Annotated in this window: 21 protein-coding genes; 5 read left to right on the forward strand and 16 right to left on the reverse strand. The window is 62.6% G+C overall.

Annotation, left to right across the window (positions count from 1 at the left end; genetic code table 11):
* Positions 1 to 38: 38 nt before the first annotated feature.
* Both DQG19_RS21400 and DQG19_RS19585 read right to left on the reverse strand, forming a co-directional pair.
* Positions 39 to 914, reverse strand: coding sequence for a peptidylprolyl isomerase (locus tag DQG19_RS21400; RefSeq protein ID WP_116128063.1), 876 nt, complete (start codon positions 912 to 914; stop codon positions 39 to 41).
* Between the two features lie 29 nt (positions 915 to 943).
* A complete protein-coding gene (locus tag DQG19_RS19585; RefSeq protein WP_116128065.1) occupies positions 944 to 1234 on the reverse strand; it encodes a hypothetical protein in 291 nt (96 codons plus the stop codon).
* Positions 1235 to 1315: 81 nt separating this feature from the next.
* Between DQG19_RS19585 and DQG19_RS19590 the strand changes: the two genes are divergently transcribed.
* A complete protein-coding gene (locus tag DQG19_RS19590; protein ID WP_116128067.1) occupies positions 1316 to 3199 on the forward strand; it encodes a cation:proton antiporter in 1884 nt (627 codons plus the stop codon).
* Here DQG19_RS19590 and DQG19_RS19595 read toward each other — a convergent pair.
* The 3 genes from DQG19_RS19595 to DQG19_RS19605 all read right to left on the reverse strand — a co-directional run bounded on the left by DQG19_RS19595 (position 3185) and on the right by DQG19_RS19605 (position 6926).
* Positions 3185 to 4510, reverse strand: coding sequence for a UDP-N-acetylmuramoyl-tripeptide--D-alanyl-D-alanine ligase (locus tag DQG19_RS19595; protein WP_116128069.1), 1326 nt, complete (start codon positions 4508 to 4510; stop codon positions 3185 to 3187). The two genes, DQG19_RS19590 and DQG19_RS19595, sit on opposite strands and share 15 nt — an antisense overlap.
* A gap of 86 nt (positions 4511 to 4596) precedes the next feature.
* Entirely contained in the window at positions 4597 to 6108 is a 1512-nt protein-coding gene (locus DQG19_RS19600) for an SUMF1/EgtB/PvdO family nonheme iron enzyme (protein ID WP_116128071.1), read from the reverse strand.
* A gap of 215 nt (positions 6109 to 6323) precedes the next feature.
* Positions 6324 to 6926 carry a hypothetical protein gene (locus DQG19_RS19605; protein WP_157974615.1) on the reverse strand — a complete coding sequence of 201 codons (603 nt, stop codon included), beginning with the start codon at positions 6924 to 6926 and terminating at the stop codon, positions 6324 to 6326.
* Between the two features lie 64 nt (positions 6927 to 6990).
* On the opposite strand from DQG19_RS19605, the gene DQG19_RS19610 reads away from it, so the two are divergent.
* Entirely contained in the window at positions 6991 to 7599 is a 609-nt protein-coding gene (locus DQG19_RS19610) for a VOC family protein (RefSeq protein WP_116128075.1), read from the forward strand.
* A 147-nt stretch (positions 7600 to 7746) separates the two neighbouring features.
* On the opposite strand, the gene htpG is transcribed toward DQG19_RS19610, so the two are convergent.
* The 8 genes from htpG to DQG19_RS19650 form a co-directional block, all read right to left on the reverse strand.
* A complete protein-coding gene (gene htpG, locus DQG19_RS19615; RefSeq protein WP_116128077.1) occupies positions 7747 to 9630 on the reverse strand; it encodes a molecular chaperone HtpG in 1884 nt (627 codons plus the stop codon).
* 91 nt (positions 9631 to 9721) lie between these two features.
* Positions 9722 to 10303: a nicotinate (nicotinamide) nucleotide adenylyltransferase gene (nadD, locus tag DQG19_RS19620; RefSeq protein ID WP_116128079.1), complete on the reverse strand. Its 582-nt coding sequence runs from the start codon at positions 10301 to 10303 to the stop codon at positions 9722 to 9724.
* Between the two features lie 9 nt (positions 10304 to 10312).
* Complete coding sequence (locus DQG19_RS19625; RefSeq protein ID WP_116128081.1) at positions 10313 to 11302, reverse strand: succinylglutamate desuccinylase/aspartoacylase family protein; 990 nt, start codon at positions 11300 to 11302, stop codon at positions 10313 to 10315.
* Positions 11302 to 11991, reverse strand: a complete 690-nt coding sequence (locus DQG19_RS19630; RefSeq protein ID WP_116128084.1) for a hypothetical protein — start codon at positions 11989 to 11991, stop codon at positions 11302 to 11304. Before DQG19_RS19630 ends, DQG19_RS19625 begins: the two co-directional genes overlap by 1 nt.
* Before the next feature lie 19 nt (positions 11992 to 12010).
* Positions 12011 to 13945, reverse strand: a complete 1935-nt coding sequence (locus tag DQG19_RS21580) for an OmpA family protein (RefSeq protein WP_116128087.1) — start codon at positions 13943 to 13945, stop codon at positions 12011 to 12013.
* A 56-nt stretch (positions 13946 to 14001) separates the two neighbouring features.
* Positions 14002 to 14952 carry a tetratricopeptide repeat protein gene (locus DQG19_RS19640; protein ID WP_198661817.1) on the reverse strand — a complete coding sequence of 317 codons (951 nt, stop codon included), beginning with the start codon at positions 14950 to 14952 and terminating at the stop codon, positions 14002 to 14004.
* A gap of 301 nt (positions 14953 to 15253) precedes the next feature.
* Complete coding sequence (locus tag DQG19_RS19645) at positions 15254 to 16924, reverse strand: DUF6089 family protein (protein WP_198661818.1); 1671 nt, start codon at positions 16922 to 16924, stop codon at positions 15254 to 15256.
* A gap of 200 nt (positions 16925 to 17124) precedes the next feature.
* A complete protein-coding gene (locus DQG19_RS19650) occupies positions 17125 to 17592 on the reverse strand; it encodes a hypothetical protein (protein WP_232826557.1) in 468 nt (155 codons plus the stop codon).
* 56 nt (positions 17593 to 17648) lie between these two features.
* Between DQG19_RS19650 and DQG19_RS19655 the strand changes: the two genes are divergently transcribed.
* Both DQG19_RS19655 and DQG19_RS19660 read left to right on the forward strand, forming a co-directional pair.
* The gene (locus tag DQG19_RS19655) at positions 17649 to 18416 is read left to right on the forward strand and encodes an acyl-[acyl-carrier-protein] thioesterase (RefSeq protein ID WP_157974616.1); all 768 of its coding nucleotides are present in this window, start codon (positions 17649 to 17651) and stop codon (positions 18414 to 18416) included.
* A gap of 41 nt (positions 18417 to 18457) precedes the next feature.
* Entirely contained in the window at positions 18458 to 19780 is a 1323-nt protein-coding gene (locus tag DQG19_RS19660; protein ID WP_116128095.1) for a serine hydrolase domain-containing protein, read from the forward strand.
* On the opposite strand, the gene DQG19_RS19665 is transcribed toward DQG19_RS19660, so the two are convergent.
* A complete protein-coding gene (locus DQG19_RS19665; protein ID WP_198661819.1) occupies positions 19723 to 21573 on the reverse strand; it encodes a lamin tail domain-containing protein in 1851 nt (616 codons plus the stop codon). The two genes, DQG19_RS19660 and DQG19_RS19665, sit on opposite strands and share 58 nt — an antisense overlap.
* 77 nt (positions 21574 to 21650) lie before the next feature.
* On the opposite strand from DQG19_RS19665, the gene DQG19_RS19670 reads away from it, so the two are divergent.
* Entirely contained in the window at positions 21651 to 23069 is a 1419-nt protein-coding gene (locus DQG19_RS19670; RefSeq protein ID WP_116128099.1) for a CCA tRNA nucleotidyltransferase, read from the forward strand.
* Positions 23070 to 23323: 254 nt separating this feature from the next.
* On the opposite strand, the gene DQG19_RS19675 is transcribed toward DQG19_RS19670, so the two are convergent.
* Together DQG19_RS19675 and DQG19_RS19680 are read right to left on the reverse strand one after the other, a co-directional pair.
* Positions 23324 to 24661, reverse strand: a complete 1338-nt coding sequence (locus tag DQG19_RS19675) for a hypothetical protein (protein WP_116128101.1) — start codon at positions 24659 to 24661, stop codon at positions 23324 to 23326.
* On the reverse strand, positions 24658 to 26232 hold the full coding sequence (locus DQG19_RS19680; RefSeq protein WP_116128104.1) for an NAD(P)/FAD-dependent oxidoreductase: 1575 nt from the start codon (positions 26230 to 26232) through the stop codon (positions 24658 to 24660). Before DQG19_RS19680 ends, DQG19_RS19675 begins: the two co-directional genes overlap by 4 nt.
* Between the last annotated feature and the right edge of the window lie 3 nt (positions 26233 to 26235).

A 26235-nucleotide genomic window follows, 5' to 3' on the forward strand; every position in this document is an offset into this window, starting at 1 on the left:
CAGTTTGTTGGAGAAGGGATTAACGCGTCCGGTACCGGCTAGCGGACCAGCGTGATCTTCATCGGTACGTCCTCCTTGGGCCGGTCGCCGGCGCCCGTGGCTACGGCGGCGATCTTGTCGATGACGTCGAGCCCCTCGATCACCTGCCCGAAAACGGTGTAATTCTGGTCGAGGAAGGGTACGCCGCCCTGCTCCAGGTATTGCTCGCGAACGTCGCTTGGGTACCGGACGCCCGTCTGGCTTTCCTGGCGGTTCAGTTCGGTTTCGGTGACCGGACGGCCCTGTACGATGTAGAACTGCGAGCCGGAGCTCTTCTTGTCGGGATTGTTGGTTCGGGCCGCGGCAATGGCTCCCTTGACGTGGGCCAGGGAGGGATCGAATTCCGCGGGGACCTGGTAGCCGGGGCCACCGCTGCCGAGCCGGTCGTTGGGGCCGGCATTCTTGCTGGTAGGGTCACCACCCTGTACCATGAATCCCTCGATCACCCGGTGAAAGAGAAGACTGTCGTAGAAGTTTTCCTCGACCAACTTGACGAAGTTATCCTGGTGCTGGGGAGTCAAATCGGAGAGGCGGGCCAGCATATCGCCCTGGGGCGTCTCGATACGGATGAGGCATTCTTTCGGTGGAGTCACGTTGATGGTTTGGGTGGTGGTTCTCGATTTTCCTTTTTCGTTGGTGGCCGTCAGGGCTACCTCGTAGTCGCCCGAACGGAAATACCGGACGCTGGGTTCCGCTTCGGTACTGGTCTGTCCGTTTCCGAAGTCCCACGCGTAACTTACCGCCTTTTCTGAACTATTGGTCAATCGCAGGGTATCGGCAGCGGCCAGATCGGTGGAAGACGGCGTAAACCGGGCCACGGGGCGGGCACAGTAACTAAGGAAAAGCAGGGGAAGGAGCAGTAGGGAAAGGCGCATGAATGAAAGTTGTTACCTACCGTAACGGCCTAGGATTCCAGAAAGTGTTGCAGCAGTACCTCGCGTTCCCGCACCAGCCCGTAGTCCGGGCGATTCCGGCCGGCCCGGCGGTACCAGTACCCGGCATTGGCCTCGTCGCCCTCGATGCGGTGCAGGTGTGCGTGCACCCAGGCGCAGTCGGAACCCGGCGCGGCGTCGATAAGCGAATGTGCGCGATCCCAGTTATTTTTGCTGATCCACCAGAGCGAGGCAAGCTCGGTACGGGCGGCGGCGGGGGGGTGCGCCTCCTGGAGGGAGGCATCGAATTCTGGGCGGGTCACTGGGATAGGATTGTCAGGGTTTGCGCGGCGAAGATACCCCGCGGGGCCTAAACAACTTTGCGCACCAAGCGATTTACTGCTATGTACGAAATTGGAAGCCTGATTATCATAGGGGTCGTCGCGCAGTGGATCGCTTGGCGGCTCAGGGTTCCGTCCATTCTCCCCCTCATCATTGCCGGTATCCTCATCGGCCCGGGCTGGGAGCTCTACACCGGTCACCGGCTGCTCAACCCCCGCTTTGACAGCGAAGCCGGCACCGGCCTGTTTCCCGGCAACCTCCTCTACAGTTTCGTTTCCCTCTCCATCGGCCTCGTGCTCTTCGAGGGAGGGCTTACCCTCAAGGTGAAGGAGGTCCGCGGTATGGCCGACAGCATCCTGCGTCTGACCACCTTCGGGGCGGCGACCACCACGGTGGTAGCCGGCCTGGCAGCGCACTACCTGCTCGGCCTGGACTGGCAGATCGCCTTTCTCTTCTCCACGCTCATCGTAGTGACCGGCCCCACCGTCATTGCGCCCATCATGCGGCAGATCAACGTGAAGCGGCAGGTGGCCACGATCCTGAAGTGGGAGAGCATCATCGTCGATCCGGTCGGCGCTTTCCTCGCGGTGCTCTTTTACAACTTCATCGTATCCTACTACGATGCCGAAGCCACGGTCTACGACTCGTTGATCAAGTTCTTCCAGTCCGGCCTCGTCGGCATCGGCCTGGGTTTCGTGCTGGGCCACGCCCTGTTCTACCTCATCTCCCGGATGTACATCCCGAGGTTCCTGCTCAACATCGTCACCCTCGGCTTCGTCGTGGCCGCCTTTCTCATTTCCGATTCGATCGCCCACGAGAGTGGACTGCTTACCACCGTAGTCATGGGCGCCTACCTCGCCAACCGCGAGGTCCCCTTCCTGCACGATATCCTCGACTTCAAGGAAAGCCTGACCCTGCTGCTCATCTCCCTGCTCTTCATCCTGCTGTCGGCCAACATGACCGTCGAGCAGATCGAGCTGGTCCTCAACTGGGAAAGCCTCTACATCTTCCTGATCGTCGTCTTTGTAGCGCGCCCCCTCGGCGTCTTTTGGAGCCTCAGCACTTCCGACCTCACCTGGCGCGACAAGGCCTTCATCAGTTGGGTAGGCCCCCGCGGTATCGTAGCGGCCGGCGTGGCATCCCTCTTCGGTATCGAGCTGGCCAAGGAGGGCATCCCCGACGCGGAGTACATCACCCCCCTGGTGTTTCTGATTGTTCTCGGCACCGTACTACTGAACGCCACCCTCGCCGGGGTCCTCGCCCGCCGGCTCAAGGTTAGCTTGCCCAAGGGCAGCGGGGTGCTCATTTTCGGCGCCTCCGAGGGGGCCCGACAACTCGCCCACTCCCTGGTGGAGAGTGGCCGCGACGTCACCCTCGTCACCCCCAACCGGGCCGAGGCCGATATCGCCGAAGAAAACAACCTGACCGCCATGCAGTCGCCGATCGATACCGACATCCTGGACGACCGCCTCGATCTGACCGACATCGGCTACGTGCTGGCCCTTACCGGCAACGACGAGGAGAATTTCTATCTCCTCAACAATTACCGCAGCCGCGAAGGCATCCGGGGTGCCTATCGCCTGGTGACCCGCAAGGAGATCCAGTTGCAGCGCTACAGCAAGGAGGCCCTCTTCGGGCAGTACGTCAGCTACCTGCTCTTCAACCGGGCAGCCCGCAATTTCGGCACCGTGAACGCGATCGAGCTGCTCGACCCCGGGCACATCGGCACCATCCTCGGCAAACTGCGTGAGGAACGCGCCATCCCCCTCTACCTGCGGTGCACGGAGTACGGGGACATCACCTTCATTCCGGCCAACGACAACGGCGATCGCCCCTTGTCCGTCAGCGCCGGCGACGTACTCTACTACATCGGGGAGCCGCTCGCGGAGGTCGATGAGGAGGCAGCCCGTCAGATTCCCAAGGAGGACGGATCACTCGTCGAGTAGCCGCTCCAGACGGTTGCCCCGGCTGCCCTTGACAAAAATCCGCTTCCCACTCCAGTCCTGTGCCCAGAACCACTCGGCCAGGAGACGGCTGTCGACAAAGTGGGGGCGGTCGAATTCGCGGGCCACGTCTTCCATTTCGGCACCTACGAGCAGCACCGTGCGTGCTACCTGCCCCGCCCGTAATACCACCCGACGGTGGGCGGCGGGAGAGGCGGCCCCTAGCTCAAGCATTTCTCCCAGTATGACGACGCTGTCCAACGGCTCGTTATCGGTGGCGAAGCCCGCCAGTGCCGCCGTCACGCTACTCGGGTTCGCGTTGTACGCGTCCCAGTAGAAGGTTACCCCGCGGTGTTCCATCCACTGGCTGCGGTGATTGGCGGGCCGGTATTCGGCGAGGGCCGCGGCAATGGATGCCCCGGGGACCTTGAAGTACTTCCCTACCGCGACGGCGGATTTTACATTTTGCAGATTATGCACCCCGGCCAGTTGGGTGCTCGTCTGGACCAACTGCCGCTGCTCGTCCAGGAAAGCGACCTCGATGAAGGGGTGCACGGCCAGGGACTTGACTTCCAGGCCGGCCACCGTGGGGGAAGGCTCCTCGCTGACGAAGTAAGGAATACGCCGCGGGAGGGCGTCGGACATCTCTTCCAAGTCCAGCTCGTCGGTGTTTACGAACGCTACCCCACTCACCTTCTCCAGCCAGTCGTAGAGCTCGCCCTTGCCCCGCTTGACCCCCTCCCGGCCTCCGAAGCCTTCCAGGTGTGCCTCCCCGATATTGGTGATGAGGCCGTGAGTAGGCCGTCCGATCCGGCACAGCTCGGCAATCTCCCCCTGGTGGTTGGCCCCCATTTCCAGGATGAGAAATTCCGTTCCCTCGGGCATCGACAGAATGGTCAGCGGCAAGCCGATGTGGTTATTGTAGTTGCCGGGGGTAGCGTGTACCCGGTACTGCCGTCCCATGACCGCCGCGATGAGTTCCTTAGTGGTCGTCTTTCCGTTGCTGCCCGTAATGGCGAATACCGGCATTCGGAAGGCGGAGCGGTGTCGCAGCGCGATCTCCTGCAGGGCAACCAGTGAATCCTCGACCAGGAGGTAGCGGTCGTCTCCCGCCGCGACCACGTCGGGGTTATCGACGATAGCGTAAGCCGCTCCCGCTTCCAGCGCCCCGGCGGCGTACTGATTGCCGTCCGACTGCCCCCGTAGGGCTACGAACAGGCCGCCCGCCGCGACCCGCCTGCTGTCAATGCTTACCCGGGGGTGCCGCAGGTATACCGCGTATAGATCCGAAGGGTCGGCGTAGAGGAGCTTCATGCTGCAAAGCTACGAGGAGGGGGGCAAAAGAAATGCCCCACCCAAAAATTGGGTGAGGCATTCCGGAATTATAGGTGCTTATACGCCTAGCGACGGGAGCGCCGGCGGTTCTTTTGCTTGCCCGGCCGCATGCCGAAGCGGTTTACCTGCCCTTCGTCCACGCCTTGGCTGTTGCCAACGCGGACCATGGCACAGCGGAAGCCGATCGTACGGGAAGCGCGGTCCTGATCGAGGAAGCGGCGGGTTCCGGGGCTGAGCCAGTAGGCCCGGTCGGCCCAGCTGCCGCCCTTGTAGACGCGTGCTTTGTCACTGATCAGGGTGTATTCGTTGGTGGAGTAGGAAGCACCGCTTTCCTCGTCGCCGTCCAGGTAGTCGTAGACGCGGCCACGGTTGTAGTTGTCGCGGTCGGCCACCTCTTCGTCCTGTACGGGTACGTACACGAGGCGTCCGAGACTGTCCTTCTCGACGGGGCGGCCATCCTGGTCGCGCTTCACGTTCATGAAGTCGTTACCCCGGAAGCTGTTTAGGTCGTGGTTCTCGACGTCGACCAGCGTCTGGGTGGTCAGGGGACGGTAAAGGTCCAGTACCCATTCGTTGACGTTGCCGGCCATGTTGTAGAGGCCGAAGTCGTTGGGGAAATTGTCGAAGACGTTACTGGTGATCATGTTCTCGTCGTTCGGCTTGCCCGCGATACCGGAGTAGTCACCACCGCCACGCTTATAGTTGGCGTACATCTTACCCTGGTTCTTATCGTGGCGCTGGTAGCGCATGCTCGTTCCGCTCCAGGGGTAGATGCGGCGGTCGGTGTAGTTTTCGTCCTTTTCGTTAGCCTGCAGGCCTTCGAGGGCCAGGGCTGCGTATTCCCACTCGGCTTCGGTGGGCAGGCGGAAGTCGGGCTGGAGAATACCGTCCTCAAGGCGTACCGGGCGGGTTTCGCCGTTCTTGAGGTCCTTCATTCCCTTGCGCTCAACGCCTTCGTACTGGCCGGCAAGGTAAGCATCGGTGACGAATACGTCAGAGCCCTGCTGGTCGGGGCGCTGCTCCTGGATACCCTTGTCGATCAGGATGGCCTCGTTCACGCGGTCCGTCCGCCAGCGGCTGTATTCGCGGGCCTGGACCCAGCTCACGCCCACGACGGGGTGCTGAGCGTAGGCGGGGTGGCGGAGGTAACCGGTCACGTAAGGCTCGTTGAAGGACAGCTCGTCGCGCCATACCAGGGTATCCGGCAGGGCGGACTGGAGTACCTCGGGGTATTCGCTGTAGACGTCTTCCGTCCAGTGCAGGTACAGGAGGTAATCTTCGTTGCTGATCTCCGTCTGGTCCATGTAGAAGCTGGACACCGTAACGCGCCGCGGGATGTTGTCCCAGTCGTAGGGTACGTCCTCCTCGGTGAAACCCATGACGAACGTTCCGCCGGGAATGAGCACCATGTTGGGAGGCGTTTCCTGTCCCTCGAATTCATTGTTGCGTTCGTATCCGCCCCACTTCTCGTCGTTGTACTTCCAGTTGGTGGTGCGGGAGCGATCGTTGTTACGGTTGCAGCTCGCCACCAGGAGTACCAGGCAGAGGTAGGGCAGCGTCTTGAGCAGTATCTTCATGTTGCGGTGGTAGTCCAAAATTGATAGATGGGGTTCTTGGCTCGCCGCCCGAAACGGACGGGTCGTCATCGACCTCGGCTAGTTAAACCGAATCGCTGCGACAACTATTGTGTTCGAAAACTTAATATTTCCGCGGAAAAGCAGTTGTCCACTGCCCTGTCGCCCCGCTTGCGCACGGCCCGAAGATGCTGTTTCCCGGTGAACATACGGCCCGCTTACGGCAACCGCTTGTTGATCTCGTTCTGCAGTTGCCGCCGCAGGTCCTGCTCGACGGTCAGCCGGCTTTTCCGGCTCTGCTCGAGCTCCTCCGACAGCTTATCGCGCTCCCGCTTCAGGTCGTTGTTGTTGCGGGCGGCCAGGCGGGTACTCGCCAGCGCCACCAGCAACGCGATGAGCAGACCGATCACCAGCGACCACATGATGAGGCTGTACGTTCCTTTATCAAGTTGCAGGCCCAAAAGGTTCACGCTGTCACGCTCCTGGTTCAGGGCGGCAATGGTCGCGTCGCGGTCGGCTACCTCGGAAGAGTTTTTGTCGATCTGCCCCTGCAGGCTCGCCTCCTGCTGTTCCAGCTCGCTGATGCGGCGGGTATAGATGGAGATGGAATCACCGACATTATTCATGAAGGCGTCCAGGTAATCCCGGCGTACTACCTTGAACTCGCGGCTGCCCTCGCGGTACCGGTTGGAGACATCCAGCATGGACTCGAACTGCGTGCGCAAAGATTCGTCACTGCCCTGGGAAGGATCCCCCGACTGTTGGGCGTAGGCGGAAAACGTACCGAGAAAAATAAAAAGTAGCGGGAGAAGGACACGCATAGACAGGTGTTTGAGGGGTCGTCCATTCGTAAAGCAGCGCAAAGTTAGTAACTACCTTTGGCAAATGCTTGATCACCTAGTATACGTCGTAGCGGACCTGTCTATTGCCGTTGACCGTTTTTCTAAGCTCGGCTACCCCCCGGTGATCGGTGGTCGCCACCCCGCCCGGGGCACCCACAACGCGCTGCTGCGGCTCGGTGACCGTTCGTACCTCGAGCTGTTGGCGGTCGATCCGGCCACCTCCGTCCCCCCACCCCGGTGGATGGGCATCGACCTGGTCGACGCGCCGGTACTGAGTCGTTGGGCGCTTCACGCGGGTGCGGAGATCGTCCGTATGGCAGAGCTGCTCGGTTCCGGCACAGAGGTACAGGCAGGCAGCCGTGACCGCCCGGACGGAGAAACCCTCAGCTGGCGCCTTACCGACCCCGGCCCCGAGCCCGCCGTTTCGGTGCTGCCCTTTCTGATCGACTGGGGCGGCGCCGAGGCCCCCCACCCCGCCGATACCCTCCCCGACCTCGGACTGTACCTGACGGAGTTGCGCCTCTTCCACCCCGCGCCCGACCGCGTCAATCCGGTACTGCATGCGCTGGGATCGCCCTTTCTGGCTCACCCGGGCGACACGGACCGGATCGAGGCCGTCTTCACCGGTCCGGCCGGCCGACTGGTAGTGTAGCCGGGCAATTAACCGCTCCACCGCCGATGCAGGCTCCTCTCCGCACCCCGCGACCGCGCAAAAAAAACGGCCGGCACCCACGCGCGAAGCGTGTGTACCGGCCGTTCGGTAGCCGGGGAACGGAGCGGCGTTCTCCCGCCCCCTGCGCTACATCATTTTTAGGGAACGGTCGATGAAAGCCTTCAGCTCGGCTCCGCTCAGCATCTGTTGGCTGAGCTTGGCCAGCTGGTAGAGGTAAGCGGCATTCTCCTGCCGGGCGGCAGCGTCCTCCACCTGCAACAGGCGCTCCTTGACGACCGGGCTGTTTGCGTTCACCACGACCTGAAAAGAATCGGGGAACATGGCGGTGTCCATGCCCTGCATCATCTGCATCTCTTTCATGCGACGCATGAACTCGTTGCGGACGATCTGTACCGGGGCATCCTGGACGTCGAGCGGCTTCAGTTCCACGGACCCGGCCGACCCCACGGTCTCGGTGAACAGCTGGGTAAGGGTTTCCTGCTCTTCCTCGGTGAGAAGGTTATCCTTTTCCTCATCCTTCTGCACGAGTTGGTCCGGGGTGGCGCTGTCCACGCGGACGAAGTTGAGCTTATCCTCCTTCTGCTCGAGCGTCTGGATCGTGGGCGCGTCGATGGCGTGTTCCATCTTCAGCACGTCATAGCCGCGATCCTTTACCGACTCGATGAGGGTGTGCTGCCGGTCGGCGTCGGCGGTGTAGATGGCCACCAGGCGCTCGTACTTGTCGGTCTGGTTCTCCTTGATGCGCTCCCGGTACTCCTCGATGGTGAAGTACTTGTCTTCGGTGTTCTGGAGCAGGGTGAACTTCTGCGCCCGCTCGAAGAACTTGTCGTCCGAGATCAGTCCGTACTTCACGAATACGCCCAGGTCGGACCACTTGGCCTCGTAGGCTTCCCTGTCCTCCTTAAAGAGGCTGCTAAGTTTCTCGGCTACCTTCTTAGTGATGTACCCGGTGATCTTCTTCACGTTGGTGTCGGCCTGCAGGTAGCTACGCGACACGTTCAGGGGAATATCGGGGGAGTCGATCACGCCGTGCAGCAGGGTCAGGAACTCCGGCACGATGTCGGACACGTTGTCCGTCACGTATACCTGGTTGCTGTACAGCTGGATCTTGTTACGCTGCAGTTCGAGCTTACCGGATACCTTGGGGAAGTAGAGGATACCCGTGAGGTTGAACGGGTAATCGATGTTCAGGTGGATCCAGAACATGGGAGGCTCACCCATCGGGTAGAGTTCCCGGTAGAAAGCCTTATAGTCTTCGTCGGTCAGGTCGGCGGGCGACTTTTTCCACAGCGGATCGGTGTTGTTGATGACGTTGTCAACCTCGGTCTCGATCTTCTTGGGATCGGGCTTTTCCTCGCTGCCTTCCTCGGCTTCCACCTCCTCGTAGGTGGTTTCGGTCTTGGTACCGAACCGAATGGGATAGGGCAGGAAGCGGCAGTACTTCAGCAGCAGCCCTTCGATCTCGTCGGTTTCCAGGTACTGCTTGCTGTCCTCGCTGATGTGGAGAATGACGTCGGTGCCCTGCATGTCGCGCTCGGCCTCTCCGATCTCATAGCTTGGATCGCCTTCGCAGATCCAGCGGACGGCACTGGCTCCGTCCTGGTAGCTTTTAGTAACAACTTCCACCCTGTCCGCCACCATGAAGGCCGAGTAGAAACCCAGTCCGAAGTGACCGATAATGGAAGCGTCATCCTGGTACTTGTCGACGAACTCCTGGGCGGAGGAGAGGGCCACCTGGTTCAGGTACTTCTTGACCTCTTCCTCGGTCATGCCGATGCCGCGGTCGCGGATGGTGAGGGTGCCGGCTTCCTCGTCGATCATGATGTCGATCGTCTTGTCCGTGAAGTCGCCCTTCGCCGCTCCCTTCCGGGCCAGCGTGGCCAGCTTGCTGGTTGCGTCGGTGGCGTTCGAGACGAGCTCGCGCAGAAAGATTTCCTGGTCGGAGTACAGGAACTTCTTGATGATCGGAAAGATGTTTTCCGTTTGTACGGATATGTTACCTTTTTGCATAGTTGTAAATGTTTTGGCTATAGATCCCCCCGCACGAAAGGGACAACTTCCGTTCCAGCCCTCCAGGCCTGTCAAAATGTCGGTGACGATTTTACCGGTACATCCCGGACTTGTGCAACTCCGCGGCCACGGCCGGGGGCACCAGGTAATGGATACTGTACCCTTCGCGGACGGCTTCCCGGATGTAAGTAGCGGACAGGTGCATCAGGGGGGCATCGTACTGGGCTACGTTCGGATGGTCGAGGAACTCACCGCCCGGATAGCCCGGCCGGGGGTAGACCTTAATGGAGAAGTCGCGCAGGATCAACTCATAGTTCTTCCACTTATGGAGGGAGGCCAGGTTATCGCTTCCCATGATGAGGGAAAAGTCATATTCGGGATACTTGTCGCGTAGTACGGCGAGGGTATCGATGGTATAGGAGGGCTTTGGCAGGTCGAATTCCACGCGGCTGGCGCGGAGGCGGGGGGTATCGCCGATAGCCAGCTCCACGAGGTGCAGCCGGTCGTGGTCGCGGGCCAGCGTGCCGCGCTTCTTGAGGGGGTTCTGGGGGCTAACCACCAGCCATACCTCGTCCAGGCCGGTACGGGTGGCCATGAAGTTGGCGAGAATCATGTGGCCCACGTGGACCGGATTAAAAGAGCCGAAAAAGAGGCCGACCTGTCGCGAAGCCATGGAGGGAGTTTAGTAGCTGGCGGAACCTTCGTAGCGCTGTACGATGAAGAATCCCTCGTCGCCCTGGTTCTGGTAGAGGGGCATCAGTAGATAGCCCGCGCACGGGGCGGCAATGGGGCCGTCGGCATCCTCGGCGAGGATTTCCCCGGCATTGATTTTCTGGAAGTTGAGGTAGCCGGGCCGCATGACGAAACCGTGCCGACCGCCCGCCGGCAGGCGATGAACGTAGACCAGCTCGAGCACGGGCGGCACGCCGGGGTTGGAGGTACGGAGTGTTTCCTCGTGGTGGGTGCTGACGTCTTCGTCGCGTACGCAGCCGACCGAGCGCAGGAGGTTGACGGTGGCGGCCAGGGCCCGGTCTACGGAAACCGGGTCGGTGTGTCCTCCCGCTTCGAAGGTGACGGCCCGGCAGGGGCGTTCGAGGTCGTACTGCCCGGACCGGAAGTAGCTCAGGGTAGTTCCCTGCAGACCGCTGAGCATTCCCTTGATGACCGGCACTCCGAGTTCCGCGGCCAGCGACAGGCTAGGAGCGTCGTCGCCGGTAATGGAGAATACGCCCCCGGTGGCCGTCGTGGTGTGCAGGTCCAGCAGCACGATCTCGGCCACGGGCGAGTCGACCAGGGCATTATCGATCGCGGCAAGCATGCCGTCCAACTCCCGCGCCTCGACGGTAGGGTAAGAATCGTCCACGCCCCGCACGACGTGGCGCCAGATGCGGTTGAGGTCGGTATCGATGTAGCGGCGACCGCTACGGAGGGCTTCGAGATTACCGCGCAGGGCCAGCAGCTCGCCGCGGAAGGTGAAACCCGGATTGATCAGCGGCTCTTCCCGCAGCAGCTCGAACAGTTGCTCGAGGGCCGCCACGCCCGCCGGCTCGTTGCCGTGGATGCCACCGATGGCTACTACTAGGGGGCCGTTCTCTTCCCCTACGTAATGCCCGATGACCCGGGGGGATTCGCCCAGCGGATCGTGGGGGAGAGGATCGGTGAGGCTAGGCATCAGAAATAGAATTTCAGGGCCACGAACTGGGCGACGAAGCCGATCAGGTACCCCGCGATGACCTGCAGCAAACTGTGGGCGCCCAGGGACAGGCGTGCCGTACCGACCACCCCGGCCAGCAGCACGCTGACCAGCACCAGCAGCGGAAGACCGACGGTAACCTCACCCACATTGATCCCGTTCGGACCGAAGAGGGCGAGCATGATCACGGAAACGGCCACCAAACCGCCCATCCCCACGGCGTGCAGGCTGATCTTGTCGAGCAGATTGACCACGAAGCTCGTCACCAGCGCAATCACTACCCCGAGCAGGAAGGAGGTGAAGATGGTCGGCGTCTGGTTGCTCTGGCTGAAATTGTAGAAGATCCAGAAGTAAAGCACCATCACGAGCAACAGCGGCCCGATGCGTTCCGACTTCTCGTGCATCATCACGCTGTTGATCATGTTCAGCCTGACCATGATGAGCACCGCGATCACCGGGATGACAAAGGTGTCGAGAAAGATCAGGATCAGGTTGCTCATCGCCCGCGGCTCTCCGAGGTCGGAGGTGCCGAACAGGTAGGGATTGACGCCCGCCAGGATGAGAAAGATGTACGTAGGCAGCAACAACGGGTGAAACAGGCCGCTGATGGCCAGGGCCGGATAGTTGGGCGGCGGGGGCGCCTCCGATAGCTGTACTTCAGCGGACATGGCGCGAAAGTAAGGACTTCTAGAAGAGCAGCCGGAAGGTAGTACGCCGGTTGCTCGCCCGCCCCTCCTCGGTAGCATTCGTTGCCACGGGCCGGCTTTCCCCGTAGCCGACCGACTGTATCCGGTCGGCGCCGATCCCCTGCTGCTCCAGGTACGCCTTTACGGCGGCGGCCCGCCGCTCGCTGAGGTCCTGGTTATCGGCCTCCGAGCCGACGTCGTCGGTGTGGCCCGCGATCTCTACCCGCAGCCCGGGCCGCCCCGCCAGGAGGGTCACCAGCCGGTCAAGCTCCTCGGTCGACAGGTCGAGGAGTGCGTCGCTGCCGGTGGCAAAGAAAACGTTGCGCAGTACGATGGCGCCGTCGTCCTCGGCATCCGGTGCAGCGGCCGTTTCGGTGATCGGCTGCAACCTGATCCGCAATTCGTACGGTTCGTCGGCGGAGTGGAGCCCCGTCAGTTCAAAGCGGTCGGAGTAGAAGACGTAGCCTTCCTTTTCTACGGTGAACCCGTAGTCTTCCCCGACGGGAAGTACGGTGAGGTAGCGGCCGGTACGGTCCGTGCGGCTCTCGACCACGGTGCCGGAACTATCCTGGGTCTGAAGACGCACGGACGCCTCCAGGGGACGGTCGCTTTCCGCATCCACCACGGTTACTTCCACGTAGGTAGCGGGAGCGGGCCGAATGGCTTCCGGCATGTCGAAGGTGTAGATATCGATCCCGTTCTCCACGCCCTTGCTGAAGAAGGCGGTCACCCCGTCCAGCGCGATAAACAGATTACTTTCCTCGCCCGCCGTATTGATGGGGTAGCCAAGATTTACCGGCGATTCCCAGGTGTTGTCGGGCCGGACCGAGGTTTTGAAGAGGTCGGCCCCACCCATACCCGGCCGGCCGTTGGAGGTGAAGTAGAGGGTTCGGTTATCGGCGGCCCAGAAGGGGTAGCGATCGTTCCCGGAAGTATTGATGGTTGGGCCGAGGTTCATTGGCCGGCTCCAGCTACCGTCCGGTCCGCGACCGCTTACGTACAGATCGTCGTTACCGAATCCACCGGGTCGGTTGCTGGCGAAGAAGAGCAGCTTTCCGTCCGGGGAAAGGCTCGGCTGGCTTTCCGAGGATCGGGTATTAACGGTTGGCCCGAGGTTCTCTGCCTCCGACCACTGCCCCGCGGTACGCTCGCTGAAGTACAGGTCACAGGACCCCATCCCCGAGGGCCGGCCGCAGCCGGTGAAGACGAGGTAGCTGCCGTCGGCCGTGACGCTCTGGGCGCCCTCGTTCATTGGGGTGTTGATGCCGGGGAGGGGCGCCGCCGTGCCCCATGTACCGTCGGGCAGGCGCTCGCTTTGGTAGAAGTCTTCCTGCCGCTTCCCCACGCGCCGCGTGAAGATGAGCCGCTGCCCGTCTACGCTAAGGCTGGGAAAATATTCGAGGTGTTCCCTGGTATTCACGCCCGGACCGAGGGGGCGGGGGGAAAAGGAAAGCGGGCGCGCGGCCAGGTCGGCGGCTACGCGGGCGGTAGCCAATAGCTCGGTCGCTCGGTCTACGAGACTGGCATTCCGCCCGTCGGCCCGCAGGCGGTCCAGGTAACGCTCGTAATCGGCCGCGGCTGCGGCGTAGTCGTTAAGTTGGGTGTGGAGTTCGGCACGCTTGCGGTAGGCGATGGCGGGCGGATTCTCTTCAAGGCTCAGGCCGCGGTCCAGGGCCGCAAGCGCGGCGGCGTACTGCTGCTGTTCCCGTCCGATCTCGGAATCAAGGTAGTACAATTCGGCCACGTCGGTATATCGCCGCAGCAGGCGATCCACCTTCTCACGGGCTTCCGGATACTGCTGCAGGCTGAGCAGCGACTGGGCGGCGGCGAGCTCCTTCTGGTCACTTTTGCGCAGCTCGGTACGGCCGGATTGCGCCGTCAGGCCGGCGGAACAGGCCGTTACGAAGAGAAATAAAAAGGGGAAAAGCGCACGCATGATCGACGGGATGGATCCGAAACGTACAACGCGCAGCGGCGAGTGCCTAGTGCGCCTTATGCGCCGGAGCCGGAGGATGGGGCGAGCAGTTTGTCCAGGTCCTGTCGTATCCGGTCTTCCGCGGGCGCCTTGTGATCGGCTTCCGCGGCAAGGGCCCGCTCGAAGGCATTGATCGCGTCCTTGGTCCGTCCGGCGCGGGCGTACAACTGCCCCGCCTGAAAGGCGACACGCCGGTCGTAGCGATCGAGGCTAGCAATGCGTTGCTTGCGCTTCATGAACATCCCGAAAATGCGCATGGCATCGGCGGGCCGGCCCAGTTCGAGGTAGGCGTCGCCAAGGGCCACCTGGGCCATCCAGTAAATCGCCTGGTGGGGAATGCTGTTTTTGGTAACGGCCTCGAAATCGTCCGCCGCTTCGCTCATCTTATCCTGGCGGAGATACACCAGCCCGCGTCCGTAGTAGCTCTCCGGCATCAGCGGGTTGATGGAAATGCTTTTGGTGTAGTCGTAGAGGGCATCCTTGTCGTTGCCCAGGCGGTAGTTAACAAAACCGCGCCGCTCGTAGGCCTGCGCGTGGCGCTCGAAGCGCGTGACCACCTTGGTCATCATGTTCAGGGCCTCCTGCTCATTGTCGCGCTGGTCCACCAGCTCCCGCCCGCGGTTGAAAAGTTGCACGGTGGTGCGGTCGCTCTTGGGTTCGAGCTTGTAGTGGTCGATCATCACGCCGGCGTCAAGGCGCCACAGGTTCAGGCTGCCGGCGATGCTGAAGGTGACCACCCGTTCCAGTAGGTTCAGGGTATTGAGCCAGAGACGCTCCGAACTGGGTAGGACCGTGCGGGGCACGTCGAGGGTGAGCTCATCTTCCTTGAAGATGGTTTCCGGCTTCAAGAGAATATCATTCTTGTAATAATTCTCCATCCGGTGGGCATACTGCTCCATCACCTGGTTGTACGCCCGCGGCGAACCGAATTCCAATTGGCCGGCTATAATCACCTTATACTCAGACATTTCCCTGACTGCTTTTACAAATATCAAAATAAGAAATTCCCGCCCAAAACGCTGCCGAGACATCTCCGGGCGGAGACAACAGATGGTACGAATGGTGAACACCGGTGGGAAGGGGCGGACCGCTGACGCGTATGAATCCCCCCGTTAAGACTGCTAATCAGCTATTTGCAACAGCCCACCCGGTAGAAAGGTGCGCTTGGCCGGGGTAAAAAAGCCTGGGCCGGGGTAGTGTCGCAAAAAACAGGGGGTGCCTCCTTTCGGAAGCACCCCCTGTTGTCGGGGTCACCGGTAAAGTACCGGATTAGTTATTCGGCATCATCCGGGTGGGCTCGGTAGCTACCGGGATCACTACGCGGTTCTCGCGGAGCGTGCTGCCGACCGGCTGGTTCTCACCGAAGCCAATGGCGCTGAGGTTAGCCGCTTCGGCGCCGTCTTGCTCGGCGGTGTAATCGCGGGCGGAGTTGGCACGACGCTCGGACAAGCGCTGGTTGTACTCGTCGGAAGCACGGCGGTCAGCGTGACCTTCGTAGCGGATCATGAAGTCCTCGGCTCCGGGCAGTGCCAGGAAGCGGTCGATCTCCTCGATGATCATGCGGTCGGGGCGGTTGAGGCTCGACACGTCGGTGGGGAAGTAGATCCGGTCGATCTCAATGGTTCCGTTAATGGAATCGATGCGGATGTGCTCGAAGTCCTGACCTTCCAGGATACGGCCGTAGCGGGCGATACGCTCCTGCAGGTTCTCGGGCCGCTCGTTGGGTCCGGGGCAACCGTTGTACTCGGGAACACCGGCTTCGTCGGGACACTCATCGTCTTTGTCAGCGATACCGTCACCGTCGCGGTCGGGGCAACCGTTGGTAGCGGCGGGACCGGCTTCGGCGGGACACTCATCGTCTTTGTCGGCGATACCGTCACCGTCGCCATCGGGGCAGCCGTTCAGGCTGGCGAGTCCGGCTTCGTTGGGGCAATCGTCGTCTTTGTCAGCAACACCGTCGCCGTCGCTATCGGGGCAACCGTTGGTAGCTGCGGTACCTGGCTCGGTGGGGCATTCGTCATCTTTGTCAGCCACACCGTCGCCGTCGCCATCGGGGCAACCGTTGAGGTTAGCCAGGCCGGCCTCGTTGGGGCAGTCGTCATCTTTGTCAGCCACGCCGTCGCCGTCCGTGTCAGGACAGCCGTTGGTAGCGGCGGGGCCGGGCTCCGTGGGGCATTCGTCAACCAGGTCGTTGACACCGTCGCGGTCCGCGTCGCGGGCACCGAAACCAACGGAGTAGGTCAGGCCAATAAAGTTATAGGTATCGTCGTCGTCGGGATCACCGGAAGCGGAAACACCGTCGATAAGGTCGGAGCTAGTAAGGCTGAGGGAGTACTCGAGCCCGAGGCTGGAGCGGGGGGAGATATAGTACCGCAAACCGATGCCGAGGGGGAAAGTCACCCCACCGCTATCATCAATCTCGTCGGCGATGTCCTGCTGGACAGGGGCCTCGTTGGTGTCGTCGCCGTAGGTGGTGGTAACATCACCCCAGATGCCGTAGCCTACACCCGCTGAAATGTAGGGGGAGAGGCCGCCACGGAAGGTGTAATCATCGGAAAAGCGCGATCCGTAGAAGGGCTCGAGTACCAGGCTGAGGCTGGGCTCGATGACGGTGGCCTCCGAAGTGTAGCCGCGGTCGACGAATTGTTGGTCTTCACTCTCGGCGTCATCGCTGTGCAGCGAACCGTACATGACCGCAGCCTTCAGCGACAGGGCAGAACCCAACCGGCGGCTGAGCCAGAGCCCGCCTCCAAAGTGTGCCTGATTGAAGAAGATAATATCGTCTTCGATCATGTCACCACCAAGAGCAGAGGTGCCGAGTTTGATTCCAAACTCCCAGGGGTAGGGCGATTCGGGCATTTCCGTGCTGGCCGGCATATCCTGTGCGGATAAGTTGATACAGGAAAGCACCGCGAAGACTAAAAGTAACTGCTTGAGCATGTTTGCGGGTTTGACGTGAGGGTTAATTACATATAAAACTAGCATAGCTCCCAGCTATTACCGGGAACCAACTACCGCTGTATCGCCTGGAAACGTATTTTGTTCAGGGCGGTATGTTTCGGGGTGCAATTTTAGGACATTAACCCCTTACCTAGATAACATTTAGGGCAAACCTTCCCTCCGGGCATCCAATTTTCTGCTTATCGCCGGTGAAAACGGAGGAGATGGCCCGTTGCGGTTTCATCATAAATCTCGAGCAACAGCCCGCCCCGGCGCCCCCCGGGGGGTGGAAAAAGGACCTTTACGGGATTGTGCACGTAGCCGTCCTCCCCGAAGAGAGATAGCTGGTGACGCAGTTTCGGCGGCAGCCGGAAACGCCGCAGTTCTTCCACGTCGGCCGGCAGGGGCACGTTCGCGTAGCCCTCCTCGACCAGGAAGGCCCGTAACAGCTCGTAGGTTGCCGCCAGCCGGCCGGCTGCAAAGGTGATGCGGTAGCAATAACCGTCGGAGGCACCACCGTGCCGGACCTCCCCGGCCCCGGGGAAGCGGTCCCGTATCCGTTCGGTTGCTTGCGGAGTATCTTCCGCCCTGCCGTCCGCCGGCTCGCTTCCCCCGGAACCGAAGGAGGCGATGAATACCGGCCGGCGCGTTACCGCCCTGAGTGCCATACAAGATGTTTTGAGTGGTACAAATCTAAACAAAAAGTTTATTTCAACCCATCCCTTTGGTACCCGCCTCCCCCCTCCAGGAAACCTTCAATACCCGCGTCGCCGCCGCCAGCGTAGGTCCGCACCGCTATCTCACCCTCCCCCACCTCATCCGGTTGTTTCAGGAGGCCGCTCTCGTTAATACGGACCGGCTCGGCATCTCCAGCGAGCGGTTGACCGCCGACCACGGTCTCACCTGGGTCCTGCACCGGCAGGTCGTGGATGCCGAACGGTGGCCGCGCCTCGGCGACCGGGTGACGGTCCTTACCCTACCCACCCACATCGAACGGCGGCTGGTTTCCTACCGTGACTTTTACCTGCTCGACGCCAAGGGTCACCCCATCGTGCGGTCCACCACCGCGTGGTCGCTGATGAGCCTCGACGCGCGGCGCATCCGCCCAATCCCCGTTGAAGTGTCCGATCGCCTCGCCGGATTGCCCCCGGCGGGGCAGCACCTGACCCGCCCCGGCGACAAACCCGACCCGCCCGGGGAGCCGGCCGCGGAACGCACGTCGCGGGTGACCTTCGCCCACCTGGACTTTAACAACCACCTCACCAATCCGGCCTTCCCCGAGCTGATGCTCGAGCCCCTCGGCGCCCCGTTCCTGAGCACTCACCTGCCCCGCCACGCCGACATCACCTACCACCGCGAGGCCCGCTACGGCGACTACCTGACCGCCCGGTCTTCCGCCCCCGACGCCGGAGATGCCGTCGGCCACGCCCTGTACCGCGACGAATCCGAGCTACTCGCGGCGATGGCAAGCCGGTGGACACCGCTTTTATAGTACATTCACCGCACCCGCGAACCCGCCAAATCCTTCCGCTTATGCGCTTGCGTTTGCTCCTGCCCCTGCTGCTGCTGGCAGCCTCCGCCCCGGCCCAGCGCGCCCTCAAAGACTCCATCCGCTCCGTCCTCGAGGAAGGGATCGCCGCGGGGGCCTTCCCCGGGGCCCAGGTACTCGTCTGGCACCACGGCGAACCCCTGCTGCACGTCACCAGCGGCTACCACACCTACGAAAACCTGCGTCCGACGCGCGCCGACGACGTTTACGACCTCGCCTCGATCACCAAGACCGCCTCCGGCCTCCTGGTGCTGATGCAGCAGTACGGCGAGGGGCGGCTGCGCCTCGATGCCCCCCTCGGCCTCCTCTTCCGGGAGCTCAAGCAGACCAATAAACAAAGCATCCCCCTGCGCTCCGCGCTCGCCCACCGCGCCGGACTGCTGTCGTGGGTACCCTACTGGCAGTCTACCCTGCGCGCTAACGCCCGCTACCCCTGGCAGGACGGTTGGTCGTCAGCGCTGACCAACGACTACCGCTTCCGCAACCATACGATCCGGCGCGACAGCTCGGCCCGCTACCCTATCCGCCTGACCGACGATATGTGGCTCTACCGCAACTACCGCAAGCGGGGCATCGGCCGCGCCATCCGCAAATCGCCGGTCAAGCCCCCCGGCGAGTACGTCTACTCCGGACTGCTGTTCTACCTGCTGCCCGCCTACGTGGAGCGCACTACCGGACAGGACTACCGCACCTACCTGCGGGAAAACTTCTACGACCCGCTCGGCGCCACCACGCTCGGATACCGCCCCCTGGACCGGGGCATCCCCCTCGACCGCATCGTGCCCACCGAGGTGGATACCTTCTTCCGGATGGACACCCTCCACGGCGTGGTGCACGACGAGGGAGCAGCCATGATGGACGGGGTCAGCGGCAACGCCGGCCTCTTCTCCTCCGCCGAGGACCTGGCCAAGCTCTACCAGATGCTGCTCAACGGCGGGGAATACGCGGGCCGTCGCTACATCGCGGAGAAGGCCGTGCGGGAGTTCACCCGCTACCAGTACCCCGAGGAAGGGAGCCGCCGCGGCCTGGGCTTTGACAAGCCCCTGCTGGAATACGACGCGGCGAGCAGCTCCGTAGCCAAGGACGCCTCGCCGGCCAGCTTCGGGCACAGCGGATACACCGGTACATTCGTGTGGGCCGATCCCGAGTACGATCTGCTCTATGTCTTCCTCAGCAACCGGGTGCACCCCAGCCGCGACAGCCGGGCGATCTACGAACTTTCCATCCGACCCCGGATCCAGGAAATGATCTACTCCTTTATAAAGCGGAATGACGGGGCTCCCGAGGCGCGCGACAGCCGCAGGTAGTACACGCCCGCGGGCAGGTCGCGCAGGTTGGCCTCGGCACCGGTGAACCGGCGAACGAGCCGCCCGTCGGCCCGGAATACCGTGACCTGCTCGGTGGCGGCTACCTCTCCGGACAAGTGCAGCTTACCGACCACCGGATTCGGATACACGCGTACGTCACCGCTGTCGGTCCGCACCAGGACGGGCCCGTACACCGTTTCGCGACCATCCACGTCCACCTGCCGCAGGCGGTACAGGTTCTGCCCCGGGAAGGGCGTATAGTCCACGTAGCTATACCGGCCGTTCCCCGCCGGCACTTCCCCGAAGGGAGTAAAGGTCCGCCCCGCCTTGCTGCGCTCGATGACAAAGCGGTCGTTGTGCCGTTCCGCGTCCGTAGCCCAGTCGAGGCGTACCGCGTCGTGCAGGGAGGTGGCGGTGAAGAACCGCAACTCGACCGGCAGGGCCGCGGCCGTCTGGCAGGCCGTGGAGCGATTGCCGTCGACCTCGGTGTGGGGTTGGTAGCCGCCGGCCAAATTGCCGTCGGGCGAAAGGACCAGCGACGCGCCGGCCGGCGCATCGGCAAAATCGGCCTGGGCTACGACGCGTCCGGAGGCGGTCCGCAACGTCACCGTTTCCGGGCTGTCGTTGTTCAGCCCCAGGAAACCCCGGGCGACGCCGTAGGTGCAGCCGCCCCCAAGCCCTTCGCCCTCCGTGGCTAGAATACTGTAGGTGGCCCCGGGCGCAAGCAGCGTACCCTCCGGGAAGGTGAAGCGGGCACCGGAGTTAGAGCCGTCGTGCAGGGTGTGGCGGGAGAGATCGTAGGCGGTGGCGCCTACGTTGTAGAGTTCTACGAATTCGTCCCCGGCGTCCACCCTGCCGTCTCCGTTGATGTCTTCCCCGGGGTCGGCGAGCACCTCGTTGATGACCACGCTGCCGGGGGCGCACTGGGCAGTGGGGATCTCCAGCGGCACGGTCAGGTCGCAGGCGCCGCCGCGTACCTGTAAGGTATAGAACCCTCCTTCGGTCAGGCCCGTCGCCGTGATCGTGCCCCCGGCGACGGCGCCCGGATCGTCGCCCCCCACCACGCCTTCGCTGCAGTAGACGCGGGCGCCGGCTTCGGCCCCGGTGTAGGGTAGGCTGAGCCGCAGCAGGTCGGGCCCGTCGGTAAATTCGCTGCAGTGCAGGACGGGTTTGCCGAGGCGGATGCCGCACACGGGCCGGCAGTTGCCATCGTCGCCGGTGGCCAGCAACTGCACGTCGTCGACGCCCGCTACGTCATCGCCGTTCTGCTCGAAGAAGAGCGAGAGCCGGGCCGTCTCGGCGGTACCGGGGATGGCCACGGTATCGTACACCCACCCCGACGTGGAGACCCCGCCTCCGTTCTTGCCATCTATAAGGATAACCTCTTCCGTGGGGAAACCGTCGAGGTACAATACGTACCCGAAGTCGTCTCCGCCATCGTAGCCCTGCACGTTGTAGGCAAAGACAAAACGGGCGCTGGTCAGGTGGCAGATCGTATCGGCGCTGAAGTCGAGCGTACTGCGCGACGTACCGGACATCGCGTTCTCCACGTCGCGGGCCACCCAAAAGTGGGTGCCGTGGGCCGCCGTATCGATACCGCCGCAGCGTTCTACGACGTTCCAGGTGGGCAGACCGCCGCCGCCGTAGGGCGCGGTCGTCGATGCATAGGGCAGCGAGGCGTCGGTCGTGGATTCAAAGCTCTGACGGGGCGGCGTGCCCTGGGCGCGGGCGCAGGTGCCGTGCAAAAGGGTGAGGAGCAGGGCCAAGAGGCTGGCGTAAATGGAAGTTTGCATTACTTTTTTCCGCATAGGTAGCGGGTGCCAGTCCACGTGGGGTGGACTGGTGTTAAATCTTATCTTTGCGCGTTGATATGATATTTCAGATCCGGGAAGACGAGCGTAAGATTTTCGAAGTGATCGGCCGGTCGGCCGCCGATCTGGGCTACCCCACCTATGTGGTCGGGGGCTACGTCCGCGACCGGCTGCTGGCGCGCCCCAGTAAGGACCTCGACATTGTCTGCGTGGGCAGCGGCATCGACCTGGCCCGCCGCGTGGGCGAGAACCTACACCCCCGCAGCCGGGTCACCGTCTACAAGCGCTTCGGCACCGCCGCCCTGAAGCACCGCGACCTGGAAATAGAGTTCGTGGGGGCCCGCAAGGAGAGCTACCGCTCCGATAGCCGCAAGCCCACCGTCGAGTCCGGCTCCCTGGCCGACGACCAGAACCGCCGCGACTTTACCATCAACGCCCTGGCGATCAGCCTCAACGAGCACGACTACGGCTCCATCATCGATCCCTTCAACGGGCTGGAGGACTTGGAGGCCAAGCGGATCGTGACCCCGCTCGAGCCCGGCAAGACCTTCAGTGACGATCCCCTGCGAATGCTGCGGGCCATCCGCTTCGCTACCCAACTGGGCTTCCGGATCGACCCCATCACCTTCCGCGCCATCAAGGAGCACCGCGAGCGCATCAAGATCATCAGCTGGGAACGCATCGCGACGGAGCTCAACAAGATCCTCCTAGCGTCCCAGCCAAGCGTCGGCCTCCGGTTGCTGGACGAAAGCGGATTGTTGCAGTACATCCTGCCCGAGCTGGCGGCCCTGCGGGGCGTGGAGAGCCGCAACGGCCGCAAGCACAAGGACAACTTTATCCATACCACCAAAGTGGTAGATAACCTGGCCGACCGCAGCCCGGATTTGTGGCTGCGCTGGGCCGCCCTGCTGCACGATATCGGTAAGGCGAAAACCAAGCGTTGGGAAGAGGGGGTCGGCTGGACCTTCCACGCCCACGACGCCGTCGGGGAACGCATGGTACCGAAGATCTTCCGCCGCCTCCGTCTGCCCAACGACCGGCTGAAGTACGTGCAGAAACTCGTAGCCCTGCACCAGCGCCCCATCTCCCTCACCCAGGAAGAGATCAGCGACTCGGCCGTACGCCGTATTCTTTACGATGCGGGCGACGACATCGACGACCTGATGACCCTTTGCGAAAGCGACATCACCAGCAAGAACCCCCAAAAGGTGCGTCGTTACCTGACCAACTACGAAGGGCTGCGCGAGCGCATGAAGGAGATCGAGGAAAAGGACCACCTCCGCAACTGGCAGCCTCCCATTTCCGGCGAACTGATCATGGAAACGTTCGGCATTCCGCCGAGCCGCGAGGTGGGTACTATAAAGGATGCGGTCCGCGAAGCGATCCTCGACGGAGACATTCCGAACGAGTACGAAGCCGCCTACCGCAAGATGGTAGAGGCCGCCGCAAAACTGTCCCTGCAACCCGTCGCCGGATAGCGCTCATTAAGCCGATTTTAACTAAAATTATGCCCCCCACCCCACGATCGTGGGGTGCTGCCCCCTCCCCCCTCCCCCTATCTTTGACTTATCGAAAGGGACGGTGCAACGTCCTATCGAGTTTTTCCAAAAAGCGTGTTCACTTTTCTGGCGCCCGGGATTGTTGGTTTTCCCACCGCCACGTTTTGAAGGTTTGTATTATAATCCCTGCGGCTCGGCCGCACTAAATTCCAGTTATTTCGGTAGTCTGAAAGCTACACTTGAGGTCCGTACGAAAGTACGGACCTTTCTTTTTTTATCCACCCCCGCTCCAGCAAAAAATACACGCCTACCAGCGCGTATTCCGCGCCGACCAGCCAGAGGTTCTCAGTATAGGGCACCACAGTATAGCTGGTGTAGGTCAGCATGATCAGGTACGACCACAGCAGGGGGAACCGCCAGGGGGTGAAGCAACACAGCACCACCGGCACCGTCAGGTACCAGGGATGGACGGTGGTGGCGCAGAGCAAATACAGCACAAAGGCCGCCAGCCAGCCCCCCGGCAGCGAACGCCAGTCGGTACGGCGGTCCGCCAGGGCGACGATAAAGATCACGCCCGCCGCCAGACGGGCGAGCAGCGGGCCGAAACGGGCGATCTGGTTCCACCCCAGCTCGTGGTAGCCGTAGCTTCGCAGCAGGTAGTAGAGGCTGGCGTTAAATTCAAATTTCCGGAAGTACAGGTCCAGGCTGTTGCCGAAGCCGCTCAGAAAGCCGCTCCCGATCAGCAGCGGTACGAACAGTAGCCCCAACCCCGCCCCCAGATATAGGAAAAAGGTCCAGAAGGGCCTCCCCCACAATCGCCGTAACAGAAACGGCAGCAACATGAGTGGCAACAACTTGCTCCCGACCGAGAGAGCCATCGCACCCGCGGCCCCGCCGTACCGGCTGCGCGTGAGCAGGTACAGGGACAGGAGCAGAAAGGCCACCATCGCCCCCTCGAAGTGCAGGTTGCCCACGATCTCCACCAGGATGAGGGGATTGAGATAGTACAGCAACAGTCGCCCGCGCGGCAGGCCGAAGCCCGCCAGTAATCGCAGCAATAGCCACAGGGTAGCCAGTTCGGTCAGCAGCAGGAACAGCTTCATGACCACCGCCGCCCCGTACCAGCTGTGGGGGCTCACCATTACCGCCACCGCGAATACCGCCTGGGCGACCGGGGGATACACGGAATGGTACGCCTGCGAATTCAGCCGCTCGAATAACCGGGCGTCGTTGCCCCCGGGGCCCGTGCCGGTGGCGGAGTAATAAGCAGGCGGATGCACAAATGGGTTTTCTCCGGCCGCCACCAGGTGGCCGTCCCAGACAAAGCGGTATACGTCGTCGCTGAGGCGCGGAAACGCAAAGACCAGTACGATCCGCAACAGGACGCCCAGGCCGATCCAGTACCGGAGCCCGCGAAGCGTCGGGCGGTAGACGCACAGCAGGTAGCCGGCGAAGGCGGTGGTGAAGGCGGCAAACAGCGGCCAGAAGCCGGTACGATCTACCGCAAAGCCCAGGTAGAGCACGCCGGCCGAGAGCAGGAGCCCGCCGGCTGCACCGCGGGCCAGGCTCACTTTTGGAGCACCTTGGCGGCTACGGCCCGCGCCACGTTCTGCCCGTCCATGGCGGCGCTGAGGATGCCACCCGCGAAGCCGGCCCCCTCCCCGCAGGGAAAGAGCGAAGCCGCCTGGGGGTGCTGGAGGGACTTGCGGTCGCGGGGAATGCGCACGGGCGAGGAGGTACGGCTTTCGGTACCGATCACGTTGGCCTCCTCCGTATAGTATCCCTTCATCTTGCGGCCGAACACCCGGACCCCCTCCTGCAGCCGGCTGTAGATACCTGCGGGCAGCAGCTCGTGCAGAGGGGCGGCGTGCAGCCCCGGAATGTAGCTCGTGGCGGGAAGGTCACGCGATACCTTGCCACTGGCAAAATCGGGCAGGCGCTGGGCCGGTGCCCGTTGGCTGCCGTCGCCGCTGGCAAACATGGCCCGCTCGACTGCCTGCTGGAAGGCAAGGCCGGCAAATACCCCGTGCTCGGCGTAGGGGGCCAGGTCCTCGGTCTCCACGGCGACTACGGTACCGGAATTGGCGTACGGGCTGTCGCGGCGTGAGAGGCTCATTCCGTTGACTACAATCTCGCCCGGAGCGGTAGCGGCGGGCACTACGAGCCCCCCCGGACACATGCAAAAACTGAAGACCCCCCGCTCGGCCACCTGGGCTACCAGCTTGTAGCTGCTGGCGGGCAGGTTCTCTTCCCGCTCCGCCCGTCCGTACTGGATACGGTCGATCAGGGGCTGGGGGTGTTCGATGCGTACCCCGAGGGCGAAGGGTTTGGCCTCGATGCGCAGGCCCCGTTCGTGCAGCAGGTAGTAGATGTCCCGGGCGGAGTGTCCGGTGGCCAGTACGTAGGCTGCGGCGGGCAATCGGTACGTACTTCCCTCGGGATCCGTGATGATGAGCGCCTCCAGGTCCTCACCGTATTCCAGGTCGGTTACGCGATGGCCGAAGCGGATCTCCCCACCGTGGTCGAGGATCGTCTGTCGCAGGTTGGCCACTACACCCGGTAGTTTGTTGGAGCCGATGTGCGGGTGGGCGTCGATGAGGATGTCCGGCTGCGCCCCGTGGGCCACCAGTGCCTGGAGCGCCTTGAGGTAGTTGCCGCGCTTGAGGCTGCGGGTGTAGAGCTTGCCGTCGCTGTAGGTGCCGGCCCCGCCCTCGCCGAAGCAGTAGTTGCTGTCGGGGTCCACTTCACCGAACTGCTGGATTGCCCGTAGGCTCCGGCGCCGGGCCCGGACGTCACGGCCTCGCTCGATAATGATGGGTCGCAGGCCGAGCTCGATCAGCTCCAGGGCGGCGAACATGCCCGCCGGCCCACATCCCACAACGACAACGGCGGGAGCGTCGGCCACGTCGCGCAATTGGAAGGAAGGGGGAGACTCCGGCGTCGGGTCTTCCCCGGGGCCGGTTACGTCGACCCGCAGGCGGTAGACGGGTCGGGCGCCGCGGGCGTCGATGCTCCGGCGGTTGACCACGATATCGGCAACGGCGGCATCGGTGAGGTTACCCTGTCGCAGCACGGCCCGTCGCAGGGCGTTCGCGTCGTTCAGGTCGGCGGGGGCAAGCTTGATCTCCAGGGTGGTCGGCATCGG

The sequence above is a fragment of the Lewinella sp. IMCC34183 genome (genome assembly GCF_003390915.1).
GTDB lineage: Bacteria > Bacteroidota > Bacteroidia > Chitinophagales > Saprospiraceae > Neolewinella.

Coding starts and splice junctions, on each gene's coding strand:
- DQG19_RS19660 (WP_116128095.1), top strand. CDS start 18,458: ATGCGCTTGCGTTTGCTCCTGCCCCTGCTGCTGCTGGCAGCCTCCGCC.
- htpG (WP_116128077.1), bottom strand. CDS start 9,630: ATGCAAAAAGGTAACATATCCGTACAAACGGAAAACATCTTTCCGATC.
- DQG19_RS19645 (WP_198661818.1), bottom strand. CDS start 16,924: ATGCTCAAGCAGTTACTTTTAGTCTTCGCGGTGCTTTCCTGTATCAAC.
- DQG19_RS19610 (WP_116128075.1), top strand. CDS start 6,991: ATGCTTGATCACCTAGTATACGTCGTAGCGGACCTGTCTATTGCCGTT.
- DQG19_RS21400 (WP_116128063.1), bottom strand. CDS start 914: ATGCGCCTTTCCCTACTGCTCCTTCCCCTGCTTTTCCTTAGTTACTGT.
- DQG19_RS19630 (WP_116128084.1), bottom strand. CDS start 11,991: ATGTCCGCTGAAGTACAGCTATCGGAGGCGCCCCCGCCGCCCAACTAT.
- DQG19_RS19605 (WP_157974615.1), bottom strand. CDS start 6,926: ATGCGTGTCCTTCTCCCGCTACTTTTTATTTTTCTCGGTACGTTTTCC.
- DQG19_RS19600 (WP_116128071.1), bottom strand. CDS start 6,108: ATGAAGATACTGCTCAAGACGCTGCCCTACCTCTGCCTGGTACTCCTG.
- DQG19_RS19680 (WP_116128104.1), bottom strand. CDS start 26,232: ATGCCGACCACCCTGGAGATCAAGCTTGCCCCCGCCGACCTGAACGAC.
- DQG19_RS19640 (WP_198661817.1), bottom strand. CDS start 14,952: ATGTCTGAGTATAAGGTGATTATAGCCGGCCAATTGGAATTCGGTTCG.
- nadD (WP_116128079.1), bottom strand. CDS start 10,303: ATGGCTTCGCGACAGGTCGGCCTCTTTTTCGGCTCTTTTAATCCGGTC.
- DQG19_RS19650 (WP_232826557.1), bottom strand. CDS start 17,592: ATGGCACTCAGGGCGGTAACGCGCCGGCCGGTATTCATCGCCTCCTTC.
- DQG19_RS19595 (WP_116128069.1), bottom strand. CDS start 4,510: ATGAAGCTCCTCTACGCCGACCCTTCGGATCTATACGCGGTATACCTG.
- DQG19_RS19670 (WP_116128099.1), top strand. CDS start 21,651: ATGATATTTCAGATCCGGGAAGACGAGCGTAAGATTTTCGAAGTGATC.
- DQG19_RS21580 (WP_116128087.1), bottom strand. CDS start 13,945: ATGCGTGCGCTTTTCCCCTTTTTATTTCTCTTCGTAACGGCCTGTTCC.
- DQG19_RS19590 (WP_116128067.1), top strand. CDS start 1,316: ATGTACGAAATTGGAAGCCTGATTATCATAGGGGTCGTCGCGCAGTGG.
- DQG19_RS19665 (WP_198661819.1), bottom strand. CDS start 21,573: ATGCAAACTTCCATTTACGCCAGCCTCTTGGCCCTGCTCCTCACCCTT.
- DQG19_RS19625 (WP_116128081.1), bottom strand. CDS start 11,302: ATGCCTAGCCTCACCGATCCTCTCCCCCACGATCCGCTGGGCGAATCC.